Source organism: Marinobacter sp. BW6 (genome assembly GCF_008107725.1).
Lineage (GTDB): Bacteria > Pseudomonadota > Gammaproteobacteria > Pseudomonadales > Oleiphilaceae > Marinobacter.
The window spans coordinates 1,080,870-1,101,347 of the sequence record NZ_VIRN01000064.1; the positions used below are offsets into that span (position 1 = coordinate 1,080,870).

18 protein-coding genes are annotated in these 20,478 nt (G+C 57.2%); 11 read left to right on the plus strand and 7 right to left on the minus strand.

The window, feature by feature from the left end; genetic code table 11:
• Positions 1-27: 27 nt before the first annotated feature.
• From fba to FMN52_RS13540, 3 genes are all read left to right on the plus strand, one after another.
• Positions 28-1,092 (plus strand): class II fructose-bisphosphate aldolase, encoded by a 1,065-nt coding sequence (gene fba, locus FMN52_RS13530; RefSeq protein ID WP_148609109.1) that lies wholly within the window; start codon positions 28-30, stop codon positions 1,090-1,092.
• A gap of 155 nt (positions 1,093-1,247) precedes the next feature.
• Positions 1,248-2,207, plus strand: coding sequence for a DnaJ C-terminal domain-containing protein (locus FMN52_RS13535; RefSeq protein WP_148609110.1), 960 nt, complete (start codon positions 1,248-1,250; stop codon positions 2,205-2,207).
• 13 nt (positions 2,208-2,220) lie between these two features.
• Entirely contained in the window at positions 2,221-2,565 is a 345-nt protein-coding gene (locus FMN52_RS13540) for a chaperone modulator CbpM (protein ID WP_148609111.1), read from the plus strand.
• A 12-nt stretch (positions 2,566-2,577) separates the two neighbouring features.
• Here the strand turns inward: FMN52_RS13540 and FMN52_RS13545 are convergent, their stop codons facing one another.
• Positions 2,578-2,751, minus strand: coding sequence for a DUF6435 family protein (locus FMN52_RS13545; RefSeq protein WP_148609112.1), 174 nt, complete (start codon positions 2,749-2,751; stop codon positions 2,578-2,580).
• Positions 2,752-2,955: 204 nt separating this feature from the next.
• Here FMN52_RS13545 and FMN52_RS13550 point away from each other — a divergent pair, with 204 nt between their 5' ends.
• The 4 genes from FMN52_RS13550 to FMN52_RS13565 all read left to right on the plus strand — a co-directional run bounded on the left by FMN52_RS13550 (position 2,956) and on the right by FMN52_RS13565 (position 8,983).
• The gene (locus FMN52_RS13550; RefSeq protein ID WP_148609113.1) at positions 2,956-4,422 is read left to right on the plus strand and encodes a DUF5666 domain-containing protein; all 1,467 of its coding nucleotides are present in this window, start codon (positions 2,956-2,958) and stop codon (positions 4,420-4,422) included.
• A gap of 82 nt (positions 4,423-4,504) precedes the next feature.
• Positions 4,505-5,356 (plus strand): DUF6502 family protein, encoded by an 852-nt coding sequence (locus FMN52_RS13555; RefSeq protein ID WP_148609114.1) that lies wholly within the window; start codon positions 4,505-4,507, stop codon positions 5,354-5,356.
• A 77-nt stretch (positions 5,357-5,433) separates the two neighbouring features.
• Positions 5,434-6,915, plus strand: coding sequence for a DUF5666 domain-containing protein (locus FMN52_RS13560; RefSeq protein WP_240339482.1), 1,482 nt, complete (start codon positions 5,434-5,436; stop codon positions 6,913-6,915).
• A 127-nt stretch (positions 6,916-7,042) separates the two neighbouring features.
• Complete coding sequence (locus tag FMN52_RS13565; RefSeq protein ID WP_148609116.1) at positions 7,043-8,983, plus strand: methyl-accepting chemotaxis protein; 1,941 nt, start codon at positions 7,043-7,045, stop codon at positions 8,981-8,983.
• On the opposite strand, the gene FMN52_RS13570 is transcribed toward FMN52_RS13565, so the two are convergent.
• Positions 8,966-9,937 (minus strand): nitronate monooxygenase family protein, encoded by a 972-nt coding sequence (locus tag FMN52_RS13570; protein ID WP_148609117.1) that lies wholly within the window; start codon positions 9,935-9,937, stop codon positions 8,966-8,968. The two genes, FMN52_RS13565 and FMN52_RS13570, sit on opposite strands and share 18 nt — an antisense overlap.
• A 127-nt stretch (positions 9,938-10,064) precedes the next feature.
• Here FMN52_RS13570 and FMN52_RS13575 point away from each other — a divergent pair, with 127 nt between their 5' ends.
• The 3 genes from FMN52_RS13575 (at position 10,065) to FMN52_RS13585 (ending at position 12,703) form a co-directional block, all read left to right on the plus strand.
• A complete protein-coding gene (locus FMN52_RS13575; RefSeq protein ID WP_148609118.1) occupies positions 10,065-10,796 on the plus strand; it encodes a thioredoxin domain-containing protein in 732 nt (243 codons plus the stop codon).
• Between the two features lie 134 nt (positions 10,797-10,930).
• Complete coding sequence (locus FMN52_RS13580; RefSeq protein ID WP_148609119.1) at positions 10,931-11,950, plus strand: rhodanese-related sulfurtransferase; 1,020 nt, start codon at positions 10,931-10,933, stop codon at positions 11,948-11,950.
• A 21-nt stretch (positions 11,951-11,971) separates the two neighbouring features.
• The gene (locus FMN52_RS13585; protein WP_148609120.1) at positions 11,972-12,703 is read left to right on the plus strand and encodes a DUF481 domain-containing protein; all 732 of its coding nucleotides are present in this window, start codon (positions 11,972-11,974) and stop codon (positions 12,701-12,703) included.
• 62 nt (positions 12,704-12,765) lie between these two features.
• On the opposite strand, the gene FMN52_RS13590 is transcribed toward FMN52_RS13585, so the two are convergent.
• The 5 genes from FMN52_RS13590 to FMN52_RS13610 all read right to left on the minus strand — a co-directional run bounded on the left by FMN52_RS13590 (position 12,766) and on the right by FMN52_RS13610 (position 19,053).
• Positions 12,766-13,713 carry a DUF523 and DUF1722 domain-containing protein gene (locus FMN52_RS13590; protein ID WP_148609121.1) on the minus strand — a complete coding sequence of 316 codons (948 nt, stop codon included), beginning with the start codon at positions 13,711-13,713 and terminating at the stop codon, positions 12,766-12,768.
• Positions 13,714-13,833: 120 nt separating this feature from the next.
• The gene (locus FMN52_RS13595) at positions 13,834-16,077 is read right to left on the minus strand and encodes a glycosyltransferase (RefSeq protein ID WP_148609122.1); all 2,244 of its coding nucleotides are present in this window, start codon (positions 16,075-16,077) and stop codon (positions 13,834-13,836) included.
• Positions 16,074-17,132, minus strand: a complete 1,059-nt coding sequence (locus tag FMN52_RS13600) for a lysylphosphatidylglycerol synthase transmembrane domain-containing protein (RefSeq protein ID WP_148609123.1) — start codon at positions 17,130-17,132, stop codon at positions 16,074-16,076. The genes FMN52_RS13595 and FMN52_RS13600 overlap by 4 nt, the downstream gene beginning before the upstream one ends.
• Positions 17,133-17,197: 65 nt before the next feature.
• The gene (locus FMN52_RS13605) at positions 17,198-18,220 is read right to left on the minus strand and encodes a DUF6160 family protein (protein ID WP_148609124.1); all 1,023 of its coding nucleotides are present in this window, start codon (positions 18,218-18,220) and stop codon (positions 17,198-17,200) included.
• A gap of 173 nt (positions 18,221-18,393) precedes the next feature.
• Positions 18,394-19,053 carry a GntR family transcriptional regulator gene (locus FMN52_RS13610; protein WP_148609125.1) on the minus strand — a complete coding sequence of 220 codons (660 nt, stop codon included), beginning with the start codon at positions 19,051-19,053 and terminating at the stop codon, positions 18,394-18,396.
• A 252-nt stretch (positions 19,054-19,305) separates the two neighbouring features.
• Here FMN52_RS13610 and FMN52_RS13615 point away from each other — a divergent pair, with 252 nt between their 5' ends.
• A complete protein-coding gene (locus FMN52_RS13615) occupies positions 19,306-20,442 on the plus strand; it encodes an alkane 1-monooxygenase (protein WP_148609126.1) in 1,137 nt (378 codons plus the stop codon).
• The last annotated feature ends 36 nt before the right edge of the window (positions 20,443-20,478 follow it).

Genomic DNA, 20,478 nt, shown 5'->3' on the forward strand with positions numbered 1-20,478 from the left:
CCCAAATTCAACTGAAGGAGACGACCCATGGCCCTGATTTCGATGCGGCAAATGCTGGATCACGCCGCCGAGCATGGTTACGGTGTGCCAGCCTTTAACGTCAACAACCTGGAACAGATGCGCGCCATCATGGAAGCCGCCGACAAAACCGACTCCCCGGTGATTGTCCAGGCCTCCGCCGGTGCCCGTAAATACGCGGGTGCTCCCTTCCTGCGCCATCTGATCCTGGCGGCCATCGAAGAATTCCCGCACATCCCGGTGGTCATGCACCAGGACCACGGTACCAGCCCCTCCGTGTGCCAACGCTCCATCCAGCTGGGCTTCAGCTCCGTGATGATGGATGGCTCCCTCGGTGAAGACGGCAAAACCCCCACCGACTACGAATACAACGTCGACGTTACCCGTCGCACCGTTGAAATGGCCCATGCCTGTGGTGTCTCCGTAGAAGGTGAGCTGGGCTGCCTGGGTTCTCTCGAAACCGGCCAGGCCGGTGAAGAAGACGGCATCGGCGCCGAAGGCACCCTGGATCACAGCCAGATGCTGACCGACCCGGAAGAAGCGGCGGACTTCGTCAAGAAAACCCACGTTGATGCCCTGGCCATCGCCATCGGCACCAGCCACGGCGCCTACAAGTTTACCCGCCCGCCCACAGGCGACATCCTGGCCATCGACCAGATCAAAGCCATCCACGCCCGCATCCCGGACACCCATCTGGTTATGCACGGCTCCAGCTCCGTACCCCAGGAGTGGCTGAAGATCATCAACGAGTATGGCGGTGAGATCCCGGAAACCTACGGCGTACCGGTAGAAGAAATCGTAGAGGGCATCAAGCACGGCGTGCGCAAGGTCAACATCGACACCGACCTGCGTCTGGCCAGCACTGGCGCAGTCCGTCGTTTCCTGGCTGAAAACCCGGCCGAGTTCGACCCGCGCAAATTCCTCAAGGAAACCATGAAGGCCATGACCGAAGTGTGCGTCGCACGCTACGAAGCCTTCGGTTGCGCCGGCAACGCCAGCAAGATCAAGCCGGTTAACCTGGAGCGTATGTTCGAGCGTTACGCCTCCGGTGAGCTGGATCCGAAAGTTAGGTAACTCCCGGTGTTCATTTGGGGCGGGTCTCCGCCCCAAATACCTGACCCACCTCAAGTACGAACAACCTTCCCCTTGTAATTTTCCCAGCCTCATCAAATATAGTGGTTAGTAAATGAGCAAAAAGCTCAGCAGAATAACCAGTGATGAGGAGCCCAATGGACTTCAAAGACTATTACGCCGTGCTCGGTGTGAGCGAGTCTGCCTCCGCCGAGGAGATAAAGAAGGCGTACCGTAAGCTTGCCCGGAAGTACCACCCGGATGTCAGCAAGGAAGAGGACGCCGACACCAAGTTCAAGGATCTTGGTGAAGCCTACGAAGTGCTGAAAGACCCCGAGAAGCGGGCGGAATACGATCAACTGCGCAAATACGGCGCCAAGGCGGATGGTTCCTTTGAACCACCTCCTGGCTGGCAGAGTGGTTCCGGATTTGGCGGCGGTGGTTACACCGAGGCCGATGCTCGTCAATTTAGCGATTTTTTCGAGGAGATCTTTGGTGGCGGCCGCCGGGGCGGCTTTGGCGGTGGCGGTTTCCGCCAGAGCGCAACAATGCGCGGTGAAGACGTGCACGCCCGGCTTGCCCTTTTCCTCGAAGAAGCGTTTCACGGTTGTGAAAAGCAGGTGTCGTTTGGGGTCCATGAGGCGGACGAGAATGGCCGTGTGATTCCGCGACAGAAGACTTTGAAAGTGAAGATTCCCTCTGGCATGCGCGAAGGCCAGCATATTCGTCTCAAAGGCCAGGGTTCGCCCGGGATTGGCGGAGGTGAGCCAGGGGATCTGTTTATTGAGGTGGAGTTCGCGCCGCACCCACAGTTTACTGTTGAAGGCCGGGATGTATTGGTCATCGTGCCCATCGCACCCTGGGAGGCGGCGCTGGGTGCAACAGTGACTGTGCCGACGGTTGGCTCAAAAGTGAATGTGAAAGTGCCGAAGGGCTCTACCAGTGGCCGAAAGCTTCGTCTCAAGGGCAAGGGCTTCCCGGGTAAACATCCGGGGGACCAGATCGTTACCCTGCAGATCGCCATGCCCGAGAAGCACAGCCCAGAGGCCGAGAAGCTCTATGAGCAACTGGCCGAGGCAGAGAAGAACTTCAATCCACGCAGCAAGCTTCACGTTTGAGCGGGAGTAAGGTATGAGCAAACACGATCATATTCTGACGGTAGAGGTGTTCGACCCGGACGGCAGCACCTTCACCTTGCGTGAAGTCTGCGAGCGTGGCGAGTGCCATGCCGAATTTGTTATAAAGCTGGTGGACTACGGAATTATTGCCCCGCTTGAAGACTCTCCAGAGGCGCGGCAATGGGAATTCGATGTTGCTGCCCTGAGCCGGTTGCGCAAGGCTCAGAGGTTACAAAAGGACCTGAAAATGAATCTGCCCGGTTTGGCCATGTCACTCGAGTTGCTCGATGAGGTTGAGGAAATGCGCCGGGAAGTGGCCCGCCTCAATCACCGCATCCGGCAATTGATGGGGGACTAGTCGCTCCCCCGATTATTTCTTCTCTTCCAGCGCCTGAATTTCGGCGTAGATCTTTTCAGCCTCCTCCATAAGGGTTCCGTGAGTTCTCAGATCGCCATTGCGTTGGGCATTCAGTGCCTTGGCGAGCTTCGCCTCGTATTCCTTCTGCAGCTTTTTCTTCGGATCGCCTTTCAAAAAACCCAACATAGTAATGAACCTGTTTTGGCTGAATGTTCAAAGATTTACGTTTTGCGCTCCATAAAGTTCACAAAATTTTCATGATCAGAAACTGGACAGCTCCAGAAAATGGGATTAAATTCCCAAATACTGAAGTGGGAAAAATATCCCAATTTATGGCTGGGTGGTAAAACGTGGTGCCCGCCGACGCAATAACAAGCCTGGAGAAAAACGATGAATCGCAAACCTTTGGCAATTGCAGTGAAGTTGGCCATGACCGGCGCCCTGGCCGGTGCCCTTGCCGCCTGTGGCGGCGGTGGCTCCGGAGACACCTCCACCAGTGGCACCTCATCGGGTACCAGTGTGGGCGCAGTCTCTGGCTTCGGCAGTGTTTACGTTAACGGTACTCGCTTTGAAACCAATGGTAGCGTCAGCAGCGACGATGGCCTGGAGCGCGAGGACCAGCTCGAAAAGGGCATGATCCTCAAAGTTGAGGGCGACTGGGATGACCGTGGCGAAGGCCGGGCCGACAGGGTCAGCTATGACGATACCCTGCGCGGACCGATCTCCGGTATGAGCTGGGACGATGTAACACGCACCGGAAGCCTCATGATGCTGGGCCAGACAATCTCATTGGACGGCAAAACTGTCTTCCGCGGCGCCACCCCAACAGCCCTTGCCGGCAACCCCCAGGGATATCGGGTAAGGGTCAGCGCCTGGCGCCTTGAGGATGGCAGCTTCCGGGCCAGCTTTGTTGGCGCCCGGGCCATCGGTCTGGAATTCGATGACGACAACGAGGTAGAAATTGAAGGCGTTGTTGCCAACCTGGACACAAGCGCCCAGACCTTCACCATCAACGGTTTCCTGGTTGATTACACCAGTGCTGTCGGCGATGACGACTTCTCCCTGGATGATCTGGCAGACGGAATCGTGGTGGAAGTGGAAGGGTATCTGAACGGCAACACCATCATGGCCGAGGAAATCGACGATGAGGATGACCTCTTCGACGATGATGACGACGTCGAAATCTCCGGAAGCGTTTACGACTATGAGGCTGCCAGCCGTCAGTTTTCGGTGAACGGGGTGAGAGTCCAGATTAACGGTGGTACCGAATTCGACGATCTCCGCGAGAGCAGCCTGGCCGATGGCCTGTTTGTGAAAGTGGAAGGGGATTTCGTCAATGGCGTCCTGGTGGCTGAAGAGATCGAAGGCCGGGAGTCCGATGCCGAGCTGGATGGCCGCATCGAGTCCTTTGATCTGGCCAATGAAACCATGATCGTCAGCGGCGTCAGTGTTCAGCTTACCGGCAATACTCTGATTGATGACGACGACGATGACGAAGATGAGCGTCGCAGTCGCGTTCAGGATATCCAGAGCCTGCAGGTGGGTGACTATCTCGAAATCGAGGGTCGCCAGCGGAGCAGTGACGGCGGATTCCTCGAAGCCATCAGCATTGAGCGCGAAGATGACGACGACGATGACGATTTTGAGCTCGAAGCACGGGTGAATGCGATCGGGGTCGATTCCATTACCATCATGAATCTTGAGGTGCTCCGTAATGGCTTCAGCCTGTCCGGCGCCCAGGTTGGTGATGAAGTGGAAATCGGGTATCGCCAGACCAGCGGTGGCCAGTATGAGCTGACCGACAATGTCGAAGTCGACGACGATAGTAATGACGACGATAGCAGCGATGATGATTGATCATTGAGCCGCCAGTGCGGGCTGGACTGTTGTCGGCTCGCATTCTGGCTTTCGACGTCGCTATGGGAATACAATCCCAAACATGAAAAAGCCAACCCCCCTGCATCAAGCGCTGTTTCGTATTCTGCGCCCTCTCGCGAGGTTGCTGTTGCGGAACGGCATTCCCTTCGGAGAATTCTCCGAGCTGGTGAAACGTGCCTACGTGGAAGCCGCCCTGGAGGACTTTACCGACGACCGGCGGAAGCCCACGGATTCACGCGCTGCGGTAATGACCGGGCTGACCCGCAAGGAAGTAAAGCGCCAGCGGGAGATCCTGGCGGGGGAAAATACGGGAAGCCGGGATGTGCTTCATACCAACCGGGCGTCCCGGGTGGTATCGGGTTGGGTCCACGATGCGGTCTTCCAGGCCAGGGACGGAGAACCAGCCATGCTGGCGTTCGACGGGCCGGGGAGTTTCAGCGAACTGGTCAAGCGCTACAGCGGTGACATGCCGCCCCGTGCTGTACTGGATGAGCTGCTTCGCGTGGACGTGGTTTCGGTCGATGGCGAATCCGGTCGCCTGATATTGCAGCAAAGGGCCTATGTTCCAGCCGGAGACAGCGAGGAAATGCTGCAGATTTTCGGTGAGGACGTATCCGATCTCATCGCGACCATTGATCATAATCTGGTCAGTGACGAGTCCGGGCAGCCACCGCTGTTCCAGAGAACCCTGACCTACAACAACATCCCGCCGGAAGTGATGGAGCGCTGGCGCAGGCACGCAGCCGTCCAGTCACAGTCTCTTCTGGAAGAACTGGACAAGTGGCTTGGTCCGCATGACCGGGATATATCCGGTCAAGAGGCTGACAGCGAGTCCGCGGAGCCCGTACGAACCGGCGTGAGTATCTTCTTCTTTGAAGAGCCGGCTGAAAAAGGTGGCCAGCGTGGAGAATAAAACAATTCTCCGCAGGCGCTTTAACCAAGCGATATGACAGATACCGGCCAGGAACGCCGGTTATGGAGATAAAGGTTATGAAACGGCACATCTTCAATCGTGTTATCGGACTGGCAGCCGGCACAGTGGTCTTCGGGGCGATCTCCGCCTGCGGCGGCGCGGGTGGTGGAGGCCTGGATGTTGCCGATGGTGGTATACGGGGCACCGGTTCCAGCGTTGGGCCGGTTTCCGGGTTCGGGAGTGTTTTCGTTAATGGCGTGGAGTTTTCAACTGATCGAACCGTGGCTGGTGACGACGGAATCAGTCAAGAGTCGCGACTGGTTGTGGGCATGATCCTTCGGGTCGACGGGGATTGGCGTGATACCGGGCTTGGGGATGCAGATGCCGTCGAGTACGACGATACCCTGCGTGGCGCAATGCAGGTGCTGACTCCTTGGGACCCTGTCACCAAAACCGCAACGGTTCAGATTCTCGGCCAGACAGTAAGAATAGATTCCCAGACTGTGGTTAAAGGCAAATTGGTGGAAAACTTCGCCAATGGCGATTTCGTGAGAATGTCTGGCTGGCGTCTTCCCAACGGGGAGTTCCGTGCGAGTTATATTGGGCTCAGGACACAGAGCAACAGCGACGACTTTGACGAGTTAAATGAGGTTGAGCTTGAGGGTGTAATTTCGAATCTTACCGGGACTGAATTCCAGATTGGACCTCAGTTGGTGAATTACACCGCAGCGACCTTCGATGGGCTGACTCAGGCCGACCTTGCGGATGGTGTATCGGTCGAAGTTGAAGGTTCACTTTCTGCTGGCACCTTTATGGCTCAAGAAATCAGGCCGGATGATTCTCGCCGATACCTGCCGGGAACAGAAGACGACATTGAGTTCGTTGGCCCGGTATCGGTTGCCTTTAATCAGTCAATACAGTCCTTTACAGCTAACGGCATTAAAGTGCTCGTGAACAGTGGCACTCAGTTTGATGGTCTTGCCGGCCCAAATGATCTGGTTGCGGGCATCCTGGTTCAGGTTGAGGGAGTCTTTGAAGCCGACGGTTCTGTGACTGCCGAGGAAATTGAGCTAAGGGAAGCTGAGTCTGAGATTAAAGGCGGTCCGGCCGAGCAGTTTGATTACAGTAAGCAGCAACTTTCACTCGGTGGGGTGTTGGTGCAGATCACGCCGCTGACCATAATCACTGACGAGGATGATATCCGGCTGTCTCTTGTGGACCTTGAGTCTAATAACGAGCTTGAGATTGGCGGGATCGAACGAATCGGTGATGGCGGTCAGGTGTTCTTGGAGGCCCTGAAAATCGAGCTAGAGGATGAGGCGCCGGAGGGAAAATTCGAATTGGTTGGAAGAATCGCTGAAATGGTTAACGATCGAATTCAGGTACTGGGTGTGGATCTCTACATCGTTACGGATACCGACTTTGACAGAACATCTCGTAGTCAACTGCAACAGCAATTTGATGATGGCGAGCGGCCCCTAGTAGAGGTCGAGTACGAATTCGTCGGAACACGCTATGTAATCGATGAAATCGAACTCGAAGAAAACGATGACGATTAACTACAAAACCCGTACATAAATGCGGCCCACGTCGGCCCGGGTTTTGCTATACATACGGACATGCTATGCAGGGACGCTGTTACTGACTGTGCAGGATGCATGAAGCACACATGCTAGCGGAGTCCGTATGTCACTCAGTTTTATCCGGCGGCTGATCTCAAGCCGCCTTCTCCGACCGGTTTTTGTTGTTCTGGTGGTTGCCGGTCTGGTTCAGGTCGTGGTCAGCCAGTGGCTGATTTCCAGCCAGGTAGAGCGCCTGGTAGACACCGCAGGGTCCGCCCTTGAGGCCAGCAGCGAGCAGGTCAGCGCCTCCTTCGGAGATACCCGGGAAGATGTTCGAACACGTCTGGAGACCATGCGGCAGAAGACCACCGATGAACTTTCCGCGGAACTCACCCGTCAGCAGACTGCGCAACAGGAACGCGTTGCCGGCAATGTTCGCACTGCTGTCATGGCGGAAGCCCAGGGACTGGCAGACGTACTTGCGGCCGTCGCCGCTCCGCTGATCTGGGATCGGGATGTACCTCGCCTTACCGACCTGGTGGAGTTGGCCGACGCTCGGGAATCTGTTCTGTTCGCGGTTTACTACGACCAGTACGGCGACCGTCTGACCCGTTATGTGGATCGCACCGATGATCGAGTGCGCACTTTAATGGAGCAGGGGGAAGGTCGTGGTGCGGCAAATCGGGTCCTGGATGCGGCAAGCCGTGACCCGAACGTGGTGATTATTACCGCCGACATCGCGCCGCAGGGTTCCGCCATTGGTCAGCTGAAGCTGGGATTGTCCCTGGAAGGCATTAATCGGGATCTCGCCGCTCTGGAAGAAGAATTCAGTACCACGATCACCGGCAGCATCGATGCACTTCGTGACACCCTGGAGGCGGAAACCGAGCAGGTGAATCAGCGCCTCCAGCAGCAGCTGGCCGGTATGGACGCCGACACCCGATCCAGAATCCAGAGCACCGTGGAAGCGCTGAATGCCGAAGCCTCAAGCCTCTCGGCCAATCTCAGTATGCTGGCGATTGGCTCAGTAGTGGTTCTGATTGTGCTGGTGGCACTGGTCCTGGGTGGCGGGCTGCTGCCCCGTGTGTTCCGTTTAAGCTCGGCGATCTGGAGTATCGCCGATGGTGAGGCGGATCTCACCCGTCGGGTATCCATGAGAGGCAGGGATGAGCTCACCGAAATGGCCCAGGGCGTGAACCGGTTTATTGGCCGTATTCAGGAGCTGGTCTCCGACGTTAAAGAGTCTGCGGAATCGGCCGCTGGCCAGGCCCAGGCTCAGGGGGACGTCAGCCGCAGCGCGGTCGCCGCGGTCACCCGGCAGGAGCAGGATGTGGCCGAGGTTTCGGGAACCATGGATGCCATGTCCCGCAGCATCTCTGAGGTGGCTGAGAACATTCAGGACATCGCCGGTTCGGTGAGTAACGTCAGTTCCGAGAGCGAGGCCACCGCGGGTATATCCCGGGAAGTGCGAAACCGGCTGGATCAGGTAGTACGTAATGTTGAGCAGGCGGTCGATGCGGTGAATCAGCTGGACCACCAGAGCAAGGAGATCGGTTCGGTGCTGTCGGTGATTGGTGCTATTGCAGAGCAAACTAATTTGCTGGCTCTAAATGCCGCCATCGAGGCTGCCCGGGCAGGGGAATCCGGCCGGGGCTTTGCTGTGGTGGCCGATGAAGTCCGGACTCTGGCAAGTCGTACCCAGGAATCCACCACGGAGATCCAGTCCATCATTGAGCGTTTGCAGAAGGGCAGCCAACAGGCGGTCAGTGCCATTGGCGAGGTATCTGGCCAGGTTGCCGAGTCTTCTTCAGAGTTCCGCCGGGCCGACGAGCATTTTGACCGGATCAATCAGCTGCTTGCCAGCCTTCAGGACCGGGCCCTGGCCATTTCATCGGTGGCAGAAGAGCAGGGCCGGCACGCCAGTGAGGTCAGCGTCAGCGTCAGCGATATCGCCACTTCTTCACAGGAGACGGTCGATGCGATTGAGCGCTCTGATAAGGCCAGTGGCCAGATTAGCCTTACACTGACCTCGTTGAAGGATAAAGCCTCACAGTTCCGGGTCTAAACGGGCCCGGGCGCTCCTGTATTCGTCGGTCAGACGGCTCACCAGATCCGGCACGGTCAATACGTCGTGGATCTGACTCACCCCCTGGCCGGCGGACCACACGGTTTTCCACGCCTTGGCTTCGTCATCAATGGGCTTCAGCTTTTCCCCGTAGTTGATCTCTCCGGCCTGGTTCAGCTTGTCCATGGGGAAACCGGCCGCCTCCAGACTCTGGCGCATGAAGCTGGCGGGCACACCGGACACCGCTGGAGTGTGGATGATATCGCCAGACACCGCCTCAATGATCATGTTTCGATAGGCCTCGTCGGCCTGGGACTCAACGGTATTGATGAACCGGGTGCCCATGTAGGCCAGGTCGGCGCCCAGGGCCTGGGCCGCCAGCAGGTCCTCACCATGGGACAGCCCGCCGGCCAGCAGAATTGTGCCGTCGAAGACTTCCCGAATTTCATGCACCAGAACAAACGGGTTGATGGTTCCCGCATGGCCACCGGCGCCCGCCGCCACGGCGATGATGCCGTCGACATCAGCCTCTGCTGCCTTACGGGCATGCTTCTGGTTGGTCACGTCGTGGAACACCACGCCACCATAGCTGTGCACCGCTTCCACCACCTGGCTGGCGGCGCCAAGGGAAGTAATGATGATAGGCACCTCGTGTTTGACGCACAGCTCCAGATCCGCCTGCCATCGAGGATTGGTCCGATGCACAATCAGGTTCACGGCGTAGGGCGCCGTTTTTACGTGCGGGTTCGTGCGTCGGAACGCTGCCAGCTCGTTGTTCATCTGGATCAGCCAGTCTTCGAAACCCTCGCTGGTGCGCTGATTCAGTGCCGGGAAACTGCCAACGATGCCCTGCTTGCAGCAGGCAAGCGCCAGTTCCGGTCCTGAGATCAGGAACATGGGGGCGGCGACCAGAGGCAGGGAGAGGGTTTCCTTCAGGGACGTGGGCAAAGGCATTAGGATTCCTTAATTTTTGTTGGAACTTTTGTAGGATATAAAGGATCTTAGCGTGCCATGCCGGATCTGAAAACGGTCGCGAGCTAATTAATTTCGGAAACCAGAAACACAATAAGGAGTCCCCTCCATGGGTGAAGCAAAACGTCGCAAGGGAACCGGCGCACCGCCTCCCAGAAACGCAAAATCCAACAAGCCGCTCTATGCCGGCATTGGTGTGCTGGTTCTGGCCGCCGTGGTTCTTGGCGTCTTTTTCCTGACCGCCGCACCGGAACCGACCTCTGACGAGCTGCCTGTGGCCGCGTCCAACGCTGAGGACTTCCCTGCCCAGCTGGACCAGTACGGCGTTTCTGTCGGTCCCGAAGATGCCCCGGTGGTGGTACGTGAGTTTGCTGATTACCAATGCCCGGCCTGCGGCAACTTTTCTTCTGCCAGCAAACAGTTGAAGCAGGAGTATGTGGATGCGGGCAAGGTCCGGTTCGTCTACTTTGATCTGCCGTTGCAGCAGCACAAGAACGCCATGCCTGCCGCCCAGGCAGCCCGCTGTGCCGGTGATCAGGACGCCTACTGGGCCATGCACGATCGCCTTTACGATTCCCAGGCCGAATGGAGCGGCTCGAACGATCCGGTTGCCACCTTCACCCGGTACGCTGGGGATCTCGGCCTGGAAGAACGCCGTTTTCGCAGCTGCATGACGACTGAGCTGCACCGGGAGGCTGTTGAGCAGAGCCGTCAGGCGGCGATGCAATTGAGGGTGACCAGCACGCCAACCGTACTGGTGGACAACATCCGGCTAACACGGCCTGGCTGGGGGCAGCTTTCTGCCGTGGTTGAGCGTGAACTGGCCAATGAGGCGGACTGACGCTCTGGTCCCCGGATAACCCGCACTTGATCGTGAGCCTGAGTTGGTTAAAATTTGCGCCCTCTCAGGCTTCGGCCTTTGAACAACCCCTAAACCATGCTCCGGATTTACGGTCCGGCCCGCAGGAGAAGATGATGAGCAACGAAGTGGTTGTCTGCGCACTGTATAAGTTCGCAGTCCTGAACGATTACAAATCCCTCCGCCAGCCGCTGCTGGACCTGATGCTTGAGAAAGACGTGCACGGCACTTTGTTGCTGGCGCGCGAGGGCATCAACGGCACCATCGCCGGCAGCCGCGAAGGCATTGATGCCGTGAAAGCCTGGATCGCCAGCGACGAGCGGTTCGACGGCATTGATTACAAAGAGTCCTTCGTGGACATCCAGCCGTTCAAGCGCACCAAGGTGAAGCTCAAGAAAGAGATCGTCACCATGGGCGTGGACGGTATCGATCCGAAGCGTATTGTCGGTACGTATGTGGACCCGAAGGAATGGAATGATCTGATCTCCGATCCAGAGGTGGTGCTGGTGGACACCCGCAACCAGTACGAAGTGGAAATCGGCACTTTTAAAAATGCCGTCAATCCGGCCACCGATACCTTTCGCGAGTTTCCGGAATACGTGAAGCAGAACCTGGATCCTTCGACGCACAAGAAGGTGGCCATGTTTTGTACCGGTGGTATCCGTTGCGAGAAATCCACCGCCTATCTCAAGGAGCAGGGTTTCGAGGAGGTCTATCACCTTAAGGGCGGCATCCTGAAATACCTGGAAGAAGTGCCGGAAGAACAGAGCCTGTGGCACGGAGAGTGCTTCGTGTTTGATGACCGGGTCACAGTCAATCACCGGTTGGAGCGCGGCGATTTCGATCAGTGCCACGCGTGCCGCAGACCGATCACCGAAGAGGACAAGCAGCGTCCCGAGTATGAGCAGGGTGTCAGCTGTCATCGGTGCATCGATTCGCTGACCGAAGAGCAAAAAGCCCGATTCGCAGAGCGTGAACGTCAGATGCGCTTGGCTGAACAGCGCGGCGAGGCCCATGTTGGCGGCGAAGCAGCGCGCATCATTGCAGAGCGTAAAGCCCGGAAAAAGGCTGAGAGAGAATATCAGGCGCGTAAAAGCCTGGCTGGTGAAAAGGCCAGGAAAACAGAGGGCGCCTGACCAACCCAAACAGGAGACTTCATGGATTTACGACAGGCCGTAGCCATCACCGCAGTTGCTATCGCGCCCTTTGCCAGTGCGCAGGAGGCAGATAACTGGAAGGGCGAAACCGAGCTGGGTGTGTTGATCACCTCGGGCAATACCGAAGAGACCAACATCAAGGGCCGCCTGGGTCTGATCCATGAAGTCGAAACCTGGCGCAACACCGGTGAATTCCGGACCAATTATTCCGAGACCGAAGACCAGACCACCGCCGAGAAATATCAGGCCTCCCTGGAAACCGACTATAAGTTTTCAAAGAACCAGTACTGGTTTCTCCGGGGCTCCTATGAGGACGATCGCTTCTCCGGTTACGATTTCGAATCGTCGGTAACCACGGGTTATGGCAACCGGGTCTGGAACTCTGGTGAGCGATCCTTCCTCGACCTGTCAGCCGGTGTCGGTTATCGGTATAACAGGCTGGAGATGGTAAACGCCGAGGGTGAGGATGCCGAGGAAGAGGCGATTGCGCGCCTTGCCGGCCAATTTGATTACGCCCTCTCGGAAAACTCCCTGTTTCGCCAGAAGCTAAGCACGGAAATTGGCCTGGATGAGAACAACACGGTGACCGAATCGGAAACGTCTTTGCAGGCGAACGTAGTGGGGAACCTCTCCATGAAGGCGGCGTTCCGGGTCAAGCATCTGTCAGATCCGCCTGCAGGCTCCGAAGACACCGACACAGAAACCTCACTCTCGCTTATCTACGGTTTCTGACGGCAGATATAAAAAGGGTCAGATGAGTTACTCATCTGACCCTTTTTTCATCGGACCGAATTTCAGACGTTGTTCCTGAGCCCCAGCTCATCGGGATAGGGCGTCAAGTATTGCTGGGCATGCAGGTAGTCCACCGGCTCTCTCCGCTGAGCCATGCGCAGCAGGGTCATGGGAACCACCAGCGGCACTTCGCCCCTGCGGTAGGCTTCCATCTGCTCCATCAGTACCTTGCGATCTTCATCACCCATGGAATCCCTGAGGTACCCCATCAGGTGCTGCATGGCGTTCATGTGTGACCCCCGGCTCACCTTTTTGCTCATGGCCTCCATGAACAGATGGATATAGCGCTCGGCAATACCTTCCAGTGGTTCGGATTTCAGGTCCCCCAGCATGGGGCCGAGCTGGCGGTAGATTCTTTCGGAGTGTGCCAGAAGCTGGAACTTGTGGCGCGTGTGGAACTCGATCAACGCCTTGGCCGAGAGCTGTTCGCCGGCCACGTTCTGCATCCAGTCATCGTAGGCGAAAACCCGCTCAACGAAGTTCTCCCGGATCATGTCGTCATTGAGTCGCCCTTCTTCCTCCACCGGCATCAGCGGGTAGGCTTGCAAGAGTGCCTCGGCAAACATACCCCGGCCATCGCGGCGGGTAACGTTGCCATCCTCGTTGTGTACCTTGATCCGCTCCATGCCACAGCTAGGGGACTTGGCCATCAGGATATAGCCGCGAAGGTCAGCAAGAGTGGGCATGATCTGGTCAATAAAGCCCTGCATGGCGTCGGTGTGATCTGCAGAGCCTTTGGTTTCAATCAGGCGAAGTCCATCACTGTACTCTCGCAGGTGGATGGCGGGGCGTGGAACGCCCAGGCCGGCTTCCAGCTCCGGACAGATGGAACGGAAGTTAAAGTGCTTTGATAGCACCTGAGTGCAGTAGCGGGAATGCTTGTGGCCGCCATCATGGCGAACTTCTTTGCCCAGCAGGCAGGTGCTGATTCCGACAGGGATGCCGCTCACGTTACTCTCCGATAATTCAGCAGGTCCGATAATCAAGTCGGTCCGATGGTTAAAACGGTCTTTGTAATACGTGATTTCAGTCTAGCCCGATCAGGGCACGGTGGAAAACCGTAACCCTACCTATTCAGGGTGGCCGGCTGAGCCTTTCCGTTTCTTCGCAAACATGGCGAGGCTGGTGGCGTAAATGGCGCGAACGTCAGCGGCGAACTGCTCAACCGAGTAGTCTTTGGCAAACTCCAGAGCCTGCTCGGAAAGCTTCTCGCGTAACTCATCGTCTTCCAGCAGTTTCTTCACCTGCGCCCGCCACTGGTCCTGTTTCTCCGGCGTCTTGAAGCCGTTGAACCCATGCCGGACCACGTCCTCGATGCCACTGGAGCGAACCGCCACCACCGGCAACCCGGCGGCCATGGCTTCGAGAATCACCATGCCCTGGGTCTCTGACTTGGACGCGAACAGAAACGCATCACCGAGCCGGTACCAGGTTGCCATCTCGTCTGGTGGCACGGCGCCGACCAGGGTGAAGTGTTGCTGAAGCCCGAGGTCTTCAATCTTCTTCTGCATACGGTCTTTCTGGTGGCCATCGCCGATCATCAGGAACCGAAACGGCACATCGGTTTCCCGCGTCAGGGCATCAATCGCTTCGATCATGAAGTCGATGTTTTTCTCGTTCGATAGCCGGGAAACGCTGACGAACACTTTTTCGTCCTTCAGTTCCAACTGGTCACGTAGTTGCTTGATGTCTTCCGGCAGGACCTGCTGGAACTTCTGGTATTCGATCCCCGTGGGCTGCACAAACGTCGGTGTTTTTACCCCGATTATGCGCAGATATTCCTCGGTGGAGTAGGTGGGCACGATCACCCCGTCGCACTTGTTGGCAAAGCGCTTGATGAGGGCGTGAGAAATCAGGTTCCGGAACAGCATGCCTGGCAGGGGCACAAAGTGGGCGTAGTGCTCGAGGCGGGTATGGTAGGTGTAGATGGCCGGTACCCTGAGGGTACGCGCAACGAACAACCCCAGCGAACCCAGCCAGAACGGGTGATGCAGATGGATGATATCCGGCTTGAAAGCCCGGACCCGCTTGCGAATCCGGCCGAGGAAGATGTTGGCCAGCCGGAATTCCCGCTTCTCGCCCATGGCCAGCAATGAGGGCACTCGCAGCACGTGGGCTTCAGTTTCCGGCTGGCCCTTGTAACGAGGCGCCACCACAAGCAATTTGTCGCCGAGCGCTTCCAGACCGAGCCGCAGGCGTTCAATCGAGATCGGTACCCCACCAATAAAGGGCAGGTAGTTATTGGTGAACATGGCCACCCGCATCGGTTTTTCAAGCCAGGGGGCCGGGTCCAGATCGTAGTCCGGGTAATAATCCTTGCCGATGAAAATGGCACCGTACAGTTTGATGGCAATGGCCGCAAACACAGCAACGATCAGAATAAAGTTGAGGTAACCGGTGTAGAACAGGGAGTAGATAAAGAACCAGAGGCTTTCCAGGCGCTTCAGAACCGGGTGCTGTCCTACCTCCAGGCGCTGAAGGTTATGGCTTACCTCGCCGTCGGCATCCACATTCACCTGCACGTAGTGGTAGAAGCTGGTGTCATTGTTCATCACCAGGCCACCGGCGCCGCCTGTGGTGACAAAGGTAGTGTCTCCTACCTGCTCTTCTGAATAGAGTGAAAGATTGGCGGAAAATACCCGGTCAACGTCATGCTCTTCGATTGCCTGGAGCAGGGCGTCCCGGAACTCGGGCGGTGCCAGGTAATCATCCTGCTGGTCGAACGGTGCATTCTCGTCCGGGTGCAGGGGCGGGTGGCCAATGAACAGGATTCGGGCCTTAGAGGTGTCCTGGGCCAGCAGATCTTTTAGCCAGCGGATCTGCCAGCGCCAGGGCGTTTTTCCGGTGCTGTCCAGGAAGATCAGCCGGCTATTGCCCGCCTCGATACTGAAGAAGTGCGGGCCGAAGTGATCGTAGAAACGGAAACTGCCAAAATCCTCGTACTCGTGGGCGCCAAAGGTAAGCAGATAGGGAATGTCCAGATGGCTCAGTGTGCCGTACAGCGCCCGATATTTGTCTTCTCCGCCGCCGCTGACCGCATTCCCGGCTGAAACCAGAAAATCGAGCCCGGAGCGATTCAGTTCCGGGATGATGCGGTCCTCGAAGATGCCCACCGAGTTGTTGATGTTACCCACCACCGCAAAGCTGAACGGCTGGCCGGGTTCGAACCCACGATAAATCCGCTCGACCTGCTCGGTGTGAACCCCCTCGAAATCCTCAGTGAACAGATTCAAATAGGTCTTGTAGCCGACCAGCAGAAGCACGACCAACAAGCACAGATAAAACAGAAGCTTGAGTGGGTTGCGGAAAATCATCCTGTTCTCCTGCGATTGGCGACGAGCTCCCTCTGGAGCACAACCAGCCCGATAATCATGCCCAGGTAAATGGTCAACAGCCGCCAGCAGACAATGACCAGTATCAGGTGGTTACCCGAGAGGATATCCCGGAAGAAACTCCCGAAAATACCCTCGGAAATACCGGAAGCACCGGGTGTGGGCGAGAAATACATAACGAAGGTGGTAACGACGAGCAGCCCCACCGACATCACATAGTCAACACTGTAGTCCAGACTGTGCATCAGCAGCGCCGGGAAGCTGAACAAACTGAGCAGAAATACCGCAGTGAACAGAATCGACAGCCACACGAATACCGGGGCGCCGCGCAGGTAATCGCCAAAACTCCGGGAAAGCCGCAGCATCTCCCTGCGCGCCTTGAACTGCCAGCGCCGATGGCGGCGTTCACTGATCAGGTGCAGTCGACGCGAAGCCCTCAGCAGCCGGGTCAATGGGCCGATTAGCCAGCGGGTCCGGAATAGCAGCACCAGGAAAAAGCCAAGGTACAGAACGATCAGAAACGCCAGCGCGGTGCCGATATCGCCGACAATTGAGTTGCCGTCCAGGGACTTGAGCGTGAGCAGGAATACCGGCGTCAGCGAGAAAATGAACAGCACCGCGAGTACCGTTCGAATCGTTGTTGCTGCTGTGGCCCTGCCAACCGGAACGCCATGCTGGCTAAGGAACCAGATCTGGGCAAAGCCGCCCCCGGTGGCCATGGGCGTGATGTTGGAGAAAAACAGATTGATAAATACCAGCCGGAACATCGCTGGCAGAGGTAGCCGATGCCCCAGCGCCCGCAGGGTAAAATAGAGCCGAAGGCCATCCGAGATGAAATAAACCAGCAACAGGCCAGCCACCGATAACAGGGTTTCCGGAGCGATCAGCCTGGCATCGAAGGTAAGGGTGCGCTCGGCAAACAGATCGTAAACGGCATACAGCCCGGCAGCCGTAAGGGCCAAAAACAACAGGCTGAACATCGCCAGCCTTTTTCCCGAGGCGCGCCTCGAATAGTTGATGTCCGTGGAGTGAGTCATGGGCTGCCCGTCAGAGTGAGACGGGCAGTTTACAGGGTAGGGTGTGGTGGGTGTCCAGTGTCGGGCTAGTGGCCATACACCATCATGGTGGTGTTGGTAATGGCGAAGTCCGTGAACTGGACACTGCCAATGCTGGTGCCACCCATCTTGAACACAGGCATATCGATATCCGCCCGGAACTCCACATCATGAACCGAAAGTCCTTCGTTACCGGAGGCGGCGCTGGTACCCCGTGATAACTTCGCGGTGGCACTTGCCATGCCGAAATGTCCCAGCGTGTCATCGCCCCGTCGGTTATGAATCTGCAGGCCCTCAATACCGACGGCAGCAAAGTTGAACAGCAGAATCACATCCGCCGCATCCCAGTTCAGGCTGCCGTTGGTGATTTCGAAATGGGTGTCCACCTGCAGCTCAGAGCCGGACACCTCGTTGCCGTTCGCCAGAGTACGGGTGGAACTGCCGCCGTTACGAACGACCAGATCCGTGGGCCCGATGTGACCTTGCAGCAGGATGTCCGAGAACAGCGTCGCCGAACCCTCGCTGCCTGAACTGGTCACACTGTCGACCGCCAGCTCGAAATCCACCGCCTGAAGATAGTCGTCCAGGCTGGTCGGATCGCCATAATCGGTTGCACCCAGGTGCATCACCAGATCCCCGCTATCGAACTGCTTGCCAAAAGAGCCCGCGACGGAATACTTCGCCAGAGCATCGGCCACATCCGGATTGGTTGGGTCCAACAACCCCGCATCGGCCCGCCGGGCAATCTCCGAAAACCCGTGCTCCAGCACCTCCCCATCGCCGGCAATATCGATCGTCAGCTTCATGTTATCCAGCACCGTATCGTTCTGCCCGGACAACCTCAGCCCATTCACATTCAACGAACCTTCATCAATCCAGCTGAACCGATCAATACTGAGTTTGGTCTCCAGCTCAATCGTTACCCCCGCCTGCCCGGTCACACCAGACAACGCGCCATCATCCAACGGCCTGAACTCCGCCAACGCCGGTAGCGGAAGCGACAGAGCGAGCACCCAAAGCGATAGAGTGGAAGATGTGGTGTTTCGACGACAGGCAAGTGACTGAGTCATGGTGGCCCCAAAAGTCTGGTTTTTGTTTTTAGCAGGGAGCGTTAAACGCTCCCCGGGCCGCAGGGGGACAGCACAACCTATGCAGCAAAAACTTTGGTTTGTTACAGACTGTTACGATAGAGGGCGAAAGCATCCAGATCCGTGCGCTCTGTCACAATCGAGGTATCGAAAAGCTATGAAGCCAGCGCTTGCTGGATGAGGGATTTCTGGTGCTCCGCAAACTCCCGGATCAGCGCCTGCGCCTTGACTGAATCCCGCGCCAGAACCGCCTGTGGGAGATTGGCAAAAAATTCACTGGTCTGCGCCAGCCCGCGAGGATACCGATCAGCGCTCAGGTAATAGGCCCGACTGACCGCCGGCTTGAAATTCGACAGCGCCTCCGTGAGATAAGGATTCCCCACAACCTCACAGCAGGCATCCATCACATTGAAACTCGCCTCAACCACCCCCGAGATATTGGTAGACGAGTCCTTCATATGATCAACAACCTTGCTCACCGCATCCAGTATTCGCGGCTTGTCGCTCTCTTGCCAGCGCTCACACAGGCGAGCGGCCATCATCATCAACAAATGCATATACACATCATAAAGCTCGGAAGCATGGGCCGCGTCCAGGCGGGTTGCAGAGGCGCCTTTTCGGGGCGTGATCTCCACCAGATGCCAGCGCTCCAGGGTATACAGGGCTTCCTTCACCGACGCCCGGCTCACCTTCAGTTCGCCGGCCAGTGTAGCCTCCTGAATCCGCTCACCGGGGCGAATCTGCCCGGTCATGATCCGCTCTGCCAGGTAGTTGGCAATCTGCTCGGCCAGAGTGTTAGGCACCTGAAAATCCATAAAGGCTCTCTGAACAGGTCGTAAAAACCGGTCGGCAGCTGCGGTAATCCGGCCGGCTTGGGAATGAGTGCGCATGAGTTTATCACAGCCTCCGAGTCTGACAGTCACAACGCCTTGATCCGCCGAGGATTCCTGACAATGGTCAAAAAAACTCCCCTCAAGCGGTTGACGACTGATGTATTGTAGGACAATAATGCAGAAAACAACAGGTGATCAGAGTTTCACCAACACGCATTCGATGGAGAGAGCCCAATGAGCACAACGCAGTTATCGGTAAATCGCGAGGCCACCCGCCGAAGGATATTGCTGACCCTCAAGAAGTACAGCTACCTGATCGCCATGGTGCCCCTGTTGCTGCCGCCTCTGCTGCTGGCCGCCGGCCAGGCCACTGATCTGGTGAACCTGTTTTCGTGGGGAGTCCCCGTGGTCGTGTTCGGGATCATCCCGGTACTGGACATGCTGCTCGGCAAGGATTCCTTGAACCCGGATGAAGAAACCGACGTGCCACGAATGGTCGGCGAGCGGTTTTATAAAGCCATCACGCTTGGCTGGGTCGCCGGTTTCGCGGCCTTGCTGGTCTGGAGCATGCTGGAACTGGCTTCCGGCACATTCAGTTTAGTGGGGAGTATTGGCTGGATCGTCTCCATCGGCATCGTCGGCGGCCTTGGCATCAACGTCGCCCACGAACTCATCCACAAAGACGAAAAACTCGAAACCCGGGCTGGCGGCTTCCTGTTGTCACTGGTCTGCTACGCGGGCTTCAAGGTCGAACACCTGCGCGGCCACCACGTACACGTCTCCACCCCAGAAGACGCCTCCTCATCGCGCTACAACCAGTCCCTCTACAACTTCCTGCCCCAGGCCTACGTACGCAACTTCCTGAACGCCTGGAAACTGGAAGCCGAACGCCTGCAGCGCAAAGGCCATAAAGCCCTCAACTGGCGCAATGAACTGATCTGGTGGTACAGCATCAGCGCCCTTGTACTGACGGTTTTCACCATCGCCTTCGGCTGGCTTGGCGCCATCTTCTTCCTGGGTCAGAGCTTCATCGCCTTAACCCTGCTGGAAATCGTCAACTACCTCGAACACTACGGCCTCCACCGCCGCAAACTCGAAAACGGCCGCTATGAGCGCACCGGTCCGGAACACAGCTGGAACAGCAACTACTTCCTCACCAACGTCTTCCTGTTCCACCTCCAACGCCACAGCGACCACCACGCCTGGGCCAAGCGCCGGTACCAAATCCTCCGCCACCACGACGTAGCCCCCCAGCTCCCGGCCGGCTACTCCGCAATGATCGTCCTGGCAATGGTCCCCCCACTCTGGCGACGGGTAATGAACCCAAGAGTGGAGGCTTATTACAAAGGAGAGGAACACCAGTTGGCCTAAAAGCAGGACATTCCAAAGGTTCGGTCGGCAGGGGTG

Excerpts from the sequence above, each read along its gene's own strand:
- FMN52_RS13575 (WP_148609118.1), top strand. The coding sequence starts at position 10,065 with ATGGGTGAAGCAAAACGTCGCAAGGGAACCGGCGCACCGCCTCCCAGA.
- FMN52_RS13565 (WP_148609116.1), top strand. The coding sequence starts at position 7,043 with ATGTCACTCAGTTTTATCCGGCGGCTGATCTCAAGCCGCCTTCTCCGA.
- FMN52_RS13615 (WP_148609126.1), top strand. The coding sequence starts at position 19,306 with ATGAGCACAACGCAGTTATCGGTAAATCGCGAGGCCACCCGCCGAAGG.
- FMN52_RS13595 (WP_148609122.1), bottom strand. The coding sequence starts at position 16,077 with ATGATTTTCCGCAACCCACTCAAGCTTCTGTTTTATCTGTGCTTGTTG.
- FMN52_RS13555 (WP_148609114.1), top strand. The coding sequence starts at position 4,505 with ATGAAAAAGCCAACCCCCCTGCATCAAGCGCTGTTTCGTATTCTGCGC.
- FMN52_RS13550 (WP_148609113.1), top strand. The coding sequence starts at position 2,956 with ATGAATCGCAAACCTTTGGCAATTGCAGTGAAGTTGGCCATGACCGGC.
- FMN52_RS13600 (WP_148609123.1), bottom strand. The coding sequence starts at position 17,132 with ATGACTCACTCCACGGACATCAACTATTCGAGGCGCGCCTCGGGAAAA.
- FMN52_RS13570 (WP_148609117.1), bottom strand. The coding sequence starts at position 9,937 with ATGCCTTTGCCCACGTCCCTGAAGGAAACCCTCTCCCTGCCTCTGGTC.
- FMN52_RS13535 (WP_148609110.1), top strand. The coding sequence starts at position 1,248 with ATGGACTTCAAAGACTATTACGCCGTGCTCGGTGTGAGCGAGTCTGCC.
- FMN52_RS13585 (WP_148609120.1), top strand. The coding sequence starts at position 11,972 with ATGGATTTACGACAGGCCGTAGCCATCACCGCAGTTGCTATCGCGCCC.
- FMN52_RS13605 (WP_148609124.1), bottom strand. The coding sequence starts at position 18,220 with ATGACTCAGTCACTTGCCTGTCGTCGAAACACCACATCTTCCACTCTA.
- FMN52_RS13540 (WP_148609111.1), top strand. The coding sequence starts at position 2,221 with ATGAGCAAACACGATCATATTCTGACGGTAGAGGTGTTCGACCCGGAC.
- FMN52_RS13580 (WP_148609119.1), top strand. The coding sequence starts at position 10,931 with ATGAGCAACGAAGTGGTTGTCTGCGCACTGTATAAGTTCGCAGTCCTG.
- FMN52_RS13560 (WP_240339482.1), top strand. The coding sequence starts at position 5,434 with ATGAAACGGCACATCTTCAATCGTGTTATCGGACTGGCAGCCGGCACA.
- FMN52_RS13545 (WP_148609112.1), bottom strand. The coding sequence starts at position 2,751 with ATGTTGGGTTTTTTGAAAGGCGATCCGAAGAAAAAGCTGCAGAAGGAA.
- FMN52_RS13610 (WP_148609125.1), bottom strand. The coding sequence starts at position 19,053 with ATGGATTTTCAGGTGCCTAACACTCTGGCCGAGCAGATTGCCAACTAC.
- fba (WP_148609109.1), top strand. The coding sequence starts at position 28 with ATGGCCCTGATTTCGATGCGGCAAATGCTGGATCACGCCGCCGAGCAT.